This window comes from Staphylococcus hominis subsp. hominis (assembly GCF_002901845.1).
GTDB lineage: Bacteria > Bacillota > Bacilli > Staphylococcales > Staphylococcaceae > Staphylococcus > Staphylococcus hominis.
The window spans coordinates 54153-66145 of the sequence record NZ_PPQE01000028.1; the positions used below are offsets into that span (position 1 = coordinate 54153).

An 11993-nucleotide genomic window follows, 5' to 3' on the forward strand; every position below is an offset into this window, starting at 1 on the left:
ATAATAAACAGATGTCGCGCTTTTTATATTCCTATACATTAAATCGGAAGTGAACAATATCTCCATCTTTCATAATATAATCTTTACCTTCTAAACGTTGTTTACCTGCTTCTTTCGCACCTTGCTCGCCACCATGCTCAACATAGTCGTCATAACTTGTTACTTCGGCACGAATAAAACCACGTTCGAAGTCTGTATGAATGATACCTGCACATTGTGGTGCCGTCATCCCTTGTCTAAATGTCCAAGCACGTACTTCTTGAACACCTGCTGTAAAGTAAGTAGATAATCCTAACAAATCATATGTTGTTCTGATAAGACGATCGAGGCCTGGTTCTTCAATACCTAAGTCTTCTAAAAACATTTCCTTATCTTCATCATCAAGTGTTGCAATTTCTTCCTCAATTTTTGCACTAATGACGATAACTTCAGAATCTTCTTTAGCTGCGTACTCACGAATGGTTTTCACTTTATCATTTTCATCGTCACCAATTTCATCTTCGCCAACGTTTGCAATATATAACATTTTTTTAGATGTTAATAATTGAGCTTGATTTACATATTTTTGATCTTCTTCATTAAAATCTAAACTACGAACTGGATTTCCTTCCTCTAATGCTTCTTTTATTCTAGATAAAATGCGGAACTCCATTTCTGCTGTTTTATCTTTTTGACGTGCCATTTTTTCAATTCGAGGCAAACGTTTCTCTACTGATTCTAAATCAGCTAAAACAAGTTCCATATTAATGACTTCAATATCATCTAATGGATTTACACGACCAGCGACGTGTGTCACATTTTCATCATCGAAAGCACGTACTACCTGACAAATAGCGTCTACTTCACGAATATGTGATAAGAATTTATTTCCTAAACCTTCACCTTTTGAAGCACCTTTAACAATACCTGCAATATCTGTGAATTCGAAAGTAGTAGGAATTGTTTTCTTAGGTTCTACCATTTCTGTTAATTTATTTAAACGTGTATCTGGTACTTCTACAATCCCAACATTCGGGTCGATTGTAGCGAAAGGATAGTTCGCAGCGAGCGCACCTGCTTTTGTAATTGCATTAAATAGAGTAGATTTACCAACATTAGGCAAACCTACGATACCTGCTGTTAAAGCCATGAATCATTCTCCTAACTTTCTGTATCTTGATGAGATACTAATATTTTTTTTATTTTTTTATCAAACACTTGTCGTGGAATCATAATACTTCTTTGACAATTTTCACATTTAATTCGTATATCCGCACCCATGCGAATAATTTTAAATCGATTTGTTCCACAAGCATGTTGTTTTTTCATTTCTACTATATCATTTATACCATATTTTGGTGTCACAACATTACCCCCAACATTTATTAAGCGTCTTGTTTATCAGTATTTCTTACGTACATGGGTTGTGGCAATTTAATACCTTCTTGTACAAACATTTTTTGAATTTCTTTGCGTAAAATTCTAGAACCTGAAGCACCTTCTCCAGGAATAGTTTCTGCTGATATTCTTATGATCACTTTTGTTTCATCTAACCCATCAATTCCTAAAACGACTGGATCAGTAATGAATAAGTAGTATTTACTACGCATTGCTGTAAATAATTTATTTAATTTCTTTTCAACTTTATCTAAATTTTCATCAACTGAGACTGGAATTTCTACAATTGACGTACCATTAGTAATAGAATAGTTAGTAATCTCACCCATACTACCATTTGGTAAAATAGTTAACTCCCCAGTGATGGTATTAATACGTGTTGATCTCAATCCTATAGATTTTACTGTTCCTTCAGCAACTGTAGTACCACCGCTATTAATTTTAACATAATCACCTACATCAAACTGATTTTCAAAAATAATGAAAAATCCAGTAATAATATCTTTGACTATAGTCTGAGCTCCAAAACCAACAGCGATACCTACAACCCCGGCACTGGCGATAATCCCATTTACGCTAATTCCGAATTTACTTAATACCGTTGTGAGTACGATAAACCACACAATGTATCTGACAACATTTTTGATAAGAGACACGAGCGTTTTAGAGCGTTTTTTATTTCCTCTATTACTTTTATTTTGAAATTTAAATGCTTCTTCTATCGCTTTATTAATAATTCCAATTACAATTAAGCCTACTAAAATATAAATAACAACCATTGCTAATTTAGTTGCTAAATTTGTGTATACTTCGGGTTCTGTTAATGGTTTAAATAGCGATGTTAACACGTTCTTCAATTGATTCATAATAGCCCCCTCCTTTTCTATTTAGTCCACCTTAAATTTATATTCCAATTTATTTATTATACAAAATTTCTTCTAAAATTGTATCAGTCTTTTGATTTATCATTTTCTTTTTTATTTTATTAATAGGATACTATTCATTAAGTTTATCTATAATACGTTTAAACTCAGCCTCGGATTTAAACTCAAACACAATTTTACCAACATTTTTAGATACAGATATATCTATATGAGTTCCAAATTTTTCCTTAAGCGCACGTTCTTGTTTCTGTATGAATTTGGGTTTACTTGGAGTATTTAATTTTTCTTTTTTAGACTGCCCACCGTCTTGGATTTCAGAAACAACTTTTTCTAAATAACGCACACTCCACCCCTCTTTGATTGCTTGTTTACCTATACGTTTCATCGTATTTACATCTTTTAATGCAAGTAAAGTACGTCCATGGGCCCCTGACATGCGATTCTCTCTTACAAGCTTAGCAATATCAGAGGGTAAATTTAATAATCTTAGCATATTAGCAATGTAAGGCCGTGATTTTCCTAACCTTTCAGCAACTTTTTGTTGTGTCAGACCAAGATCATTCATTAATCGTTGATAACTTTCAGCTTCTTCAATTGCATTTAAATCTTCTCTTTGTAAATTTTCTATAATGGCTAATTCCATCATGTCAGAATCAGAAAGGGATTTTACAATTGCAGGAACTTCCTCTAACCCAGCTAATTTAGAAGCTCGAAAACGTCGTTCTCCTACAACGATATAATATCCATTGATCGTTTTTCTTAAAACAATAGGTTGAAGTATACCATGAGTTGTTATAGACTCTGCTAAATCTTGAAGTTTCTCCTCATCAAATGTTTTTCTAGGTTGATAGGGATTAGCTTTAATACTTGAAATTTTAATATGTTGTACGTGTTCATCATTATTTAATTGAACACGTTGATCTTCAATGTTGTTCATGCATAGTCCTCCCTTGTCTTTAAAGTCATTACTTAATTTTAAAAAAAGCGTTTTATATCTACAAGTCTTATAAACTTTTTTAAGAAAAAAATTTACTAGATAGAAAGTATATATATATCAATTATTCAGGCACTTTCTGAATTTATTATTTAATCATAATTTTCAGAAAAGTTGTTGACAAATGTAATTTATGTCTGTAAGCTATGAATTAACTTAAAAAAAACACAAATTACACACGGTAATAAGGAAAGTAAAACTTACACTGCGGATACAGAGAGTCTTGTAAGCTGAGAAGAGACATTGAAAGAAAGTTTGAAAATGGCCTTTGAGTGTTGATGCCAATATGAGGTATCAACGGGTTCGCCCGTTATAGCGATACAGTATTAACATTTATTGTTTAATGGCGTACTGGAATCACCGGCGTCACTAAATTATCGTTAATACTCATTTATCTTCAAAAGTTAAATGAGTTTTTTATTACAGATATATCTGATCATTTACGATAATGTGTGTCACTTTTTCAAATACTCCTAAAACATAATGGCGTACTGTTTGAGGTTACTTTAGCAATAAAGTAGTAAACAAAGGTGGTACCACGAAACAAGCTTTCGTCCTTTACATCCGATACATATCGGGTTTAAAGGACGGAAGCTTTTTTTATTTAGAAAATGATAGGAGGATTTGAAATGAAAGATACTCAATTAGCACAAATTTCATTAACAAAGGATTTGACTGGCGCAATTGCTAATCCCATTTACTTATCGACGGCATATCAACATCCTCACCTAGGTCAGTCTACAGGATATGATTACACACGAACGAAAAATCCAACTCGCTCTTCATTTGAAGAAGCATTTGCCAAATTAGAAGGTGGTACAGTTTCATTTGCAACGTCAAGTGGTATGGCAGCAGTTCAACTTATTTGTAACTTATTTAAACCTGGTGATGAAATTTTAGTAGCGTTTGATTTATATGGAGGAACATTTAGATTATTTGATTATTATGAACAACAATACGGTATTCATTTTAAATACGTTGATTTTTTAAATTATGAAGAAGTCGAAAATAGTATAAATAAACATACAAAAGCACTCTTTATCGAACCAATTTCGAATCCTCAAATGATTCAAATTGATGTAGAACCCTATTATATTCTGAGTAAAAAACATCATCTATTAACCATTATTGATAACACGTTTTTAACTCCATACTTATCAACACCTTTAGAACAAGGTGCTGACATTGTTTTACACTCAGCTACAAAATATATAGGTGGTCATAATGATGTACTTGCAGGCGTAGTGACAGTTAAAGATGACACACTTGCTGAACAATTAGGTCAATTTCACAATATGATTGGCGCCACATTGTCTCCACTTGATTGTTACTTGCTCCAAAGAGGTTTGAAAACACTACATCTCAGAATAGAACGATCTCAAGACAATGCACGTCGTCTCGCAAGACGTTGTGAAACATCCGATTCTATTGATGAAGTACTCTATAGTGGAAAAACAGGTATGTTAAGTTTACGTCTTAATAAGGCTTATAGCGTAGCTAAATTTTTAGAAAATTTAGAAATTTGTATTTTTGCAGAAAGTTTAGGAGGAACTGAAACCTTTATTACTTTCCCATATACACAAACACACGTCGACATGCCAGATGATGAAAAAGACAAACGAGGTATTGATGAACATTTAATTCGTTTATCCATTGGTATTGAAGATTATAAGGATATTGAAGCAGATATTATTCAAGCATTAGAAAATTCTAAAGTAGGAGTGGTTTCATGAGCTTATCTAAAGAAACAGAAGTGATATTTGATGAACATAGAGGTGTAGATTACGATTCAGCAAACCCACCATTATATGATTCTTCAACTTTCCATCAAAAAGTACTTGGTGGTAACGCAAAATTTGATTATGCCAGAAGTGGTAATCCTAATCGTCAATTATTAGAAGAAAAATTAGCTAAACTTGAAGGCGGTCAATATGGATTTGCTTATGCTTCAGGTATTGCAGCAATATCAACTGTATTACTCACATTACAAGCTGAAGATCATGTCATTTTACCAGATGATGTGTATGGTGGAACATTTAGACTAACTGAACGTATTTTAAATCGTTTTAATATTAAATTTACGACGGTAAATGCGACTCATCCTGAAGAAATTGAACAGGCCATTCAACCTAATACAAAATTAATTTATATAGAAACACCATCAAATCCATGCTTTAAAATCACTGATATTAAAGCAGTTGCTCATATCGCTAAAAAACATGATTTACTTTTAGCAGTAGATAATACATTTATGACTCCATTAGGTCAATCTCCACTTGCACTTGGTGCTGATATAGTGGTTCATTCTGCAACAAAATTCTTAGGTGGACATAGTGATATTATTGCTGGCGCTGCTATTACAAATCGTAAAGACATCGCTGAGGCACTTTACCTACTCCAAAATGGAACAGGAACTGCCCTATCTGCACATGATAGTTGGACTTTAGCCAAACATTTAAAAACATTACCTGTTCGTTTTAGACAATCTACATCGAATGCTGAAAAACTTGTAGACTTTTTAAGTCAAAGAGATGAAGTTGCTGAAGTATATTATCCGGGAAATAGTCATTTACATTTATCACAAGCTAAAAGTGGCGGTGCAGTCATTGGCTTTCGTCTAAAAGATGAAACAAAAGCTCAAGCCTTTGTAGATGCGCTAACTTTACCACTTGTATCGGTAAGTTTAGGCGGAGTAGAAACGATACTCTCACATCCAGCCACAATGTCTCATGCAGCTGTTCCAGAAGAAGTGAGAAACGAACGTGGCATTACATTTGGTCTATTCCGTCTAAGCGTAGGTCTTGAACAACCTGAAGAACTCATAGATGATATTGACTACGCATTGAAGGAGGCATTTAATGAGTCGATTATTGAATCATTTGAAGAACAACGTTTTAGTAGCTGATGGCGCAATGGGAACAATCCTCTATTCCGAGGGCCTAGATACTTGTCCTGAAGCATATAATCTTACACATCCCAATAAAGTTGAACGTATTCATCGTTCATATATAGAAGCAGGAGCTGATGTCATTCAGACAAATACGTATGGCGCTAACTTTGAAAAATTAAAAGTATTTGGCTTAGAGCATAAAGTAAAAGAAATTCATAAAGCCGCTGTACAAATTGCAAAACGCGCAGCCAATAAAGAGACATTTATCTTAGGAACGGTGGGTGGCTTCAGGGGAATAAAACAAGAAGACTTATCGCTTTCTACTATTCAATATCATACAGACAATCAAATTGATACTTTAATTGAAGAAGGTGTAGATGGTTTACTATTTGAAACCTACTACGATTTAGATGAATTAACGAGTGTGATAACAGCGACACGTCAAAAGTACGATATTCCAATTATCGCACAACTGACCGCTTCCAATACGAATTATCTCGTTGACGGTACAGAAATTAACGAGGCGTTAAAACATCTCATTGAATGTGGCGCAAATGTGGTGGGCTTAAATTGTCACCATGGCCCACATCACATGCAACGCTCATTTTCACATATCGAACTACCAGAACATGCCTATCTCTCATGTTATCCTAATGCGAGCCTACTCGATATTGAAAATAGTGAATTTAAATATAGCGACAATGCTAAATATTTTGGTGATGTTGCACAAGAATTAATTAACGAAGGGGTTCGTTTAATTGGTGGTTGTTGTGGTACTACACCGGAACATATCTCTTACATTAAAGAATCTGTAAAAAATTTAAAACCGATTAAAAATAAAAAAGTTATTCCAATTCATCGAACAATTAATACAAATGCAAAACGTACATTAAAACAAAATTTAACATCAAAAGTAAAACAGAGACCTACTGTGATTGTTGAATTAGACACTCCAAAACATCTCGATACAGAATTGTTCTTTGAGAATATAGGTAAGCTAGATGAAGCACATATTGATGCAGTAACACTCGCAGATAACTCTCTCGCTACTGTAAGAATCAGCAATATCGCTGCTGCAAGTTTAATCAAACAACAATATGATATTGAACCTCTTGTTCATATCACATGTCGAGATCGGAATCTAATTGGTTTACAATCTCATCTACTTGGCCTTTCACTCATCGGTGTGAGTGAAATTTTAGCCATTACAGGAGACCCTTCAAAAGTAGGTCATCTACCAGGCGCAACAAATGTTTATGATGTTAACTCAAAAGGCCTAACAGAACTTGCACTACGATTTAATCAAGGTATTAATGTTGATGGTGATGCGCTGAAGAAACATACCAACTTTAACATCGCCGGAGCGTTCGATCCAAACGTTCGTAAATTAGACGGAGCAGTTAAACGTCTTGAGAAAAAAGTAGCGGCAGGTATGAGTTACTTTATTACCCAACCTGTATATAGTAAAGAAAAAATCAAAGAGGTATATGAAGCAACTAAACATCTTGATACCCCACTTTTTATCGGTATCATGCCTATTGCAAGCTACAATAACGCACTTTTCTTACATAACGAAGTGCCTGGAATTAAAATGTCTGAAGAAGTATTAAATCAATTTAAAGCAGTAAAAGATGATAAAGAAAAAACAAAAGAATTAAGTTTGAGACTGTCTAAAGAATTAATCGATACGGTACATGAATACTTTAATGGTTTATATCTCATTACACCTTTCCAACGTATTGATTATTCATTAGAGCTCGCAGCATATTCTAAAGCAATTACCCAAAACAAGGAGGCAATATCATGACAACAATTAAAACTTCAAACTTAGGATTCCCAAGATTAGGTAGAAAAAGAGAATGGAAAAAAGCAATCGAAAGCTATTGGGCTAAAAAAATCGATAAAACTGAATTAGATCAAACATTAACAGACTTACATAAAGAAAATTTATTGCTTCAAAAGAATTATAATTTAGACAGTGTACCTGTTGGTGATTTCTCATTATATGACCATATTCTTGATACATCATTACTTTTCAACATTATTCCTGAACGTTTCCAAGGGCGTACAGTAGATGATGATTTATTGTTTGATATTGCACGTGGTAATAAAGAACATGTTGCAAGTGCATTAATTAAATGGTTTAACACAAACTATCACTATATTGTTCCTGAATGGGATAATGTTGAACCTAAGGTGAATCGCAATATATTATTAGACCGTTTTAACTATGCTAAATCAATTAATGTAAATGCACATCCTGTCATTGTTGGCCCAATCACTTTTGTGAAACTTTCTAAAGGCGGTAGTCAGTCTTTTGAAGAGAAAGTTCAAACATTACTTCCATTATATAAAGAAGTATTACAATCTTTAGTAGATGCAGGTGCTGAATACATTCAAGTCGATGAACCTGTTCTCGTCACAGATGAAAGTGAAAATTATGAAAATATTACTAAAGAGGCTTATGACTACTTTGCTGATGCTGGTCTAGGAGAAAAATTAGTCATACAAACCTATTTTGAACGCGTGAATGTCAAATTCTTAAGCCGTTTACCAGTGGCTGGTCTTGGTTTAGATTTTGTTCATGATCATGGTTATAACTTAGAACAAATTAAAGCAGGAGATTTCGATAAATCTAAAACATTATATGCTGGTATTATTGACGGTCGTAATGTTTGGGCTGCAGATATTGAAGCGAAAAAAGAATTAATCGAAACTTTACAACCTTATGCTAAAGCAATTGTAATTCAACCATCATCTTCATTATTACACGTTCCGGTATCATTAGATGATGAAACATTAGATACATCAATTGAAGAAGGCTTAAGCTTTGCTACTGAAAAATTAGATGAGTTAGATGCATTACGTCGATTATTTAATAATAATGATAGTAAAAAATATGATGAGTTAAAAGCACGCTATGAACGATTCCAAAGTCAATCATTCAAAAACCTTGAATATGATTTTGATAGTGTACCAACCAGTCGTAAATCTGCTTTTAAAGATCGTAAAAAAGCACAAGACGCTCGTTTACATTTACCAGATTTACCAACAACAACGATTGGCTCATTCCCTCAAACAAGAGAAGTACGTAAATACCGTGCAGACTGGAAAAATAATCGAATTTCAGACGAAGAATATAACAACTTCTTAGAAAATGAAATCGCACGTTGGATTAAAATCCAAGAAGAGATTGGCTTAGATGTACTTGTACACGGTGAATTCGAACGTAATGACATGGTTGAATTCTTCGGTGAAAAACTTCAAGGTTTCTTAGTCACAAAATTTGGATGGGTTCAATCTTATGGTTCACGTGCTGTAAAACCACCAGTTATTTATGGAGATGTAAAATGGACTGCACCTTTAACAGTTAAAGAAACTGTTTATGCACAAAGCTTAACTGATAAACCTGTTAAAGGTATGTTAACTGGTCCAGTCACTATCTTAAACTGGTCTTTCGAACGTGTAGACGTTCCTCGTAAAGTCGTTCAAGATCAAATTGCCTTAGCTATTGACGAAGAAGTATTAGCACTTGAAGAAGCAGGTATTAGAGTCATTCAAGTAGATGAACCCGCATTACGTGAAGGCTTACCATTACGTTCTGAATACCATGAACAATACCTTGCTGATGCGGTAAATTCATTTAAACTTGCAACCTCTTCAGTCCAAGATGAAACACAAATTCATACGCATATGTGTTATTCTCAATTTGGTCAAATTATCCATGCAATTCATGACTTAGATGCAGATGTTATTTCAATTGAAACATCACGTAGCCATGGTGATTTAATCAAAGACTTTGAAGATATTAACTATGATTTAGGTATTGGATTAGGTGTATATGATATTCATAGTCCACGTATTCCTACTGAAGAAGAAATTGCAACAGCAATTGATCGTTCTTTACAACAAATCGACCGTTCTTTATTCTGGGTTAACCCTGACTGTGGTCTAAAAACACGTAAAGAAGACGAAGTGAAAGATGCCTTAACAGTACTTGTAAATACTGTTCGTAAAAAACGTGAAGAAAAAAATAAACCTGTCGCATAAGATACAGATAAACATGTGAGGGAGAAATTGAGTTTTCTCCCTCTTTTATTCTTATATTAGACTTTCGAGGTGAAACATATGACAAATTATCCATTGTGGGACCAATTACAACAATTAAAAACAGCAGAGTGGGTAGATTTAACCCATACTTTCGATCCAGACATTCCACGATTTAGTGAATTTGAAAAAGGTCAAGTATCCACATTATTTACAGTCAAAGAACATGGCTTTTATGTACAACGTTGGAATATCGTTACACAATACGGCACACACATTGACGCACCGATACATTTTGTAGAGAATAAACGTTATCTTGAGGATCTTGATTTAAAAGAATTAGTCTTACCACTTATCGTGTTAGATTATTCAAAAGAAGTAAAAAATAATGATGACTTTATCGTGACACGCCAACATTTAGAACAGTGGGAAGCGGAGAATGGGCGCATTGAAGAAGGTACCTTTGTTGCTTTACGTACAGATTGGTCAAAACGTTGGTCAGATATTGAACAATTCGAAAATAAAGATACTGATGGTAACCAACATTTACCAGGTTGGGGACTAGATGCTTTAAAATTCTTAATTGAAGAACGCGGTGTAAAATCGATTGGTCATGAAACATTCGATACAGATGCGTCAGTAGATACAGCTAAAAATGGCGATATTGTTGGAGAACGTTATATACTTGGACAAGATACTTTTCAACTTGAACTCTTAACAAACCTAGACCAATTGCCTACACGTGGCGCAGTCATTTATGCGATTAGTCCCAAACCGAAAGATGCACCAGGTTTCCCAGTCCGTGCATTTGCTATTAAACCATCTTAAATATAAGTGATATGTTGATAATGAGCGATCAAATTGATCACTTTCCTATATAATATATAACATCCTGATACTAAAGCACTTAAACGAGTCTAAGTATCAGGATGTATTATTATTTATATCCATTTTCATATTCTTCTCTGAGCAGACTATACACATAACTATCTGAGAATTTCCCTTGTACACGTTCATCACTTCTCAATATACCTTCTTGTGTGAATCCACGTCTTATTGGTATAGCTCGGCTTTTCTTATTTTTAGTAGACATTTGTATTTCGATTCGATTAATATCATATTCTTCATATATATATTGAATAAGTGCTTTAGTGCATCTAGTCATGATACCTTTCTTTTGAAAATCTTCAGCTAAATAATAACCAATCGAGGTACGTTTATTAACTAAGTCTAAATAATGTAATCCAATAACACCAATCAGTTCTTTATCACTCCATATTCCACAATGAAATCCATTACCATCGATAAACTGTTGTAACGCTGAATGGATAAAGTGTTTACTATCTTCCGCCTTCTTCGTATATTCAACGAATGGTAGAAATTCTGCTAGATATTTGCGGTTACTATCTACTAATTTAAATAACTGCCCTGCTTCTCTTTCTTCTAATATCTTTAATTTAATATCTTTATCTATTTGATAACCAAAGATCATAACTATCCCACCCGCTTATATAATTATTAATGAACCTTAAAGAAAAAAACCGCTACTAAAGAGGATATGGAAATCCATCTCCACGAGCAAATTGCTGTAACACTAAATGGATAAAGTGTTTACTATCTTCCATCTTCTTCGTATATTCAACGAATGGTAGAAATTCTGCTAAGTAGTCACGATTTGAATCCACGAGTGTAAATAATTGTTCCGCTTCACGTTCCTCTAATATTTTCAGTTTAATATCTTTATATATTTGATAAATAAAAAAATACAGTACTTTATTTCTTTTTTCAAAATATTCAATAA

Annotated in this window: 10 protein-coding genes and 1 pseudogene; 5 read left to right on the forward strand and 6 right to left on the reverse strand. The window is 33.7% G+C overall.

The genetic code is table 11. The features are described 5' to 3' along the window. Positions 1-31: 31 nt before the first annotated feature. From ychF to CD034_RS07485, 4 genes are all read right to left on the reverse strand, one after another. The gene (gene ychF, locus CD034_RS07470; RefSeq protein WP_002447976.1) at positions 32-1129 is read right to left on the reverse strand and encodes a redox-regulated ATPase YchF; all 1098 of its coding nucleotides are present in this window, start codon (positions 1127-1129) and stop codon (positions 32-34) included. An 11-nt stretch (positions 1130-1140) separates the two neighbouring features. Then, the gene (locus CD034_RS07475) at positions 1141-1344 is read right to left on the reverse strand and encodes a DUF951 domain-containing protein (protein ID WP_002448008.1); all 204 of its coding nucleotides are present in this window, start codon (positions 1342-1344) and stop codon (positions 1141-1143) included. Between the two features lie 20 nt (positions 1345-1364). Next, entirely contained in the window at positions 1365-2243 is an 879-nt protein-coding gene (locus CD034_RS07480; RefSeq protein WP_103288246.1) for a mechanosensitive ion channel family protein, read from the reverse strand. A 130-nt stretch (positions 2244-2373) separates the two neighbouring features. Then, complete coding sequence (locus CD034_RS07485) at positions 2374-3198, reverse strand: ParB/RepB/Spo0J family partition protein (protein WP_103288247.1); 825 nt, start codon at positions 3196-3198, stop codon at positions 2374-2376. Positions 3199-3884: 686 nt separating this feature from the next. Here CD034_RS07485 and CD034_RS07495 point away from each other — a divergent pair. From CD034_RS07495 to CD034_RS07515, 5 genes are all read left to right on the forward strand, one after another. After that, on the forward strand, positions 3885-4988 hold the full coding sequence (locus tag CD034_RS07495) for a PLP-dependent transferase (RefSeq protein WP_071860384.1): 1104 nt from the start codon (positions 3885-3887) through the stop codon (positions 4986-4988). Then, positions 4985-6160 carry a cystathionine beta-lyase MetC gene (gene metC / locus CD034_RS07500; RefSeq protein WP_103288248.1) on the forward strand — a complete coding sequence of 392 codons (1176 nt, stop codon included), beginning with the start codon at positions 4985-4987 and terminating at the stop codon, positions 6158-6160. Before CD034_RS07495 ends, metC begins: the two co-directional genes overlap by 4 nt. Continuing rightward, positions 6114-7952 (forward strand): bifunctional homocysteine S-methyltransferase/methylenetetrahydrofolate reductase, encoded by a 1839-nt coding sequence (locus CD034_RS07505; RefSeq protein WP_103288249.1) that lies wholly within the window; start codon positions 6114-6116, stop codon positions 7950-7952. Before metC ends, CD034_RS07505 begins: the two co-directional genes overlap by 47 nt. After that, entirely contained in the window at positions 7949-10195 is a 2247-nt protein-coding gene (metE, locus tag CD034_RS07510; RefSeq protein WP_002454539.1) for a 5-methyltetrahydropteroyltriglutamate--homocysteine S-methyltransferase, read from the forward strand. Before CD034_RS07505 ends, metE begins: the two co-directional genes overlap by 4 nt. A 78-nt stretch (positions 10196-10273) precedes the next feature. After that, positions 10274-11020 (forward strand): cyclase family protein, encoded by a 747-nt coding sequence (locus CD034_RS07515; protein WP_103288250.1) that lies wholly within the window; start codon positions 10274-10276, stop codon positions 11018-11020. Between the two features lie 109 nt (positions 11021-11129). Here the strand turns inward: CD034_RS07515 and CD034_RS07520 are convergent, their stop codons facing one another. Both CD034_RS07520 and CD034_RS07525 read right to left on the reverse strand, forming a co-directional pair. Further along, positions 11130-11681: a GNAT family N-acetyltransferase gene (locus tag CD034_RS07520; protein WP_103288300.1), complete on the reverse strand. Its 552-nt coding sequence runs from the start codon at positions 11679-11681 to the stop codon at positions 11130-11132. Positions 11682-11754: 73 nt separating this feature from the next. After that, positions 11755-11961 (reverse strand): annotated as a pseudogene (locus CD034_RS07525) (GNAT family N-acetyltransferase); the annotation flags it as partial. Positions 11962-11993: the final 32 nt, after the last annotated feature.

What these genes read in the sequence shown, in the direction of transcription:
- metE (WP_002454539.1), top strand. Translation starts at nt 7,949, where the DNA reads ATGACAACAATTAAAACTTCAAACTTAGGATTCCCAAGATTAGGTAGA.
- ychF (WP_002447976.1), bottom strand. Translation starts at nt 1,129, where the DNA reads ATGGCTTTAACAGCAGGTATCGTAGGTTTGCCTAATGTTGGTAAATCT.
- CD034_RS07515 (WP_103288250.1), top strand. Translation starts at nt 10,274, where the DNA reads ATGACAAATTATCCATTGTGGGACCAATTACAACAATTAAAAACAGCA.
- metC (WP_103288248.1), top strand. Translation starts at nt 4,985, where the DNA reads ATGAGCTTATCTAAAGAAACAGAAGTGATATTTGATGAACATAGAGGT.
- CD034_RS07480 (WP_103288246.1), bottom strand. Translation starts at nt 2,243, where the DNA reads ATGAATCAATTGAAGAACGTGTTAACATCGCTATTTAAACCATTAACA.
- CD034_RS07505 (WP_103288249.1), top strand. Translation starts at nt 6,114, where the DNA reads ATGAGTCGATTATTGAATCATTTGAAGAACAACGTTTTAGTAGCTGAT.
- CD034_RS07485 (WP_103288247.1), bottom strand. Translation starts at nt 3,198, where the DNA reads ATGAACAACATTGAAGATCAACGTGTTCAATTAAATAATGATGAACAC.
- CD034_RS07495 (WP_071860384.1), top strand. Translation starts at nt 3,885, where the DNA reads ATGAAAGATACTCAATTAGCACAAATTTCATTAACAAAGGATTTGACT.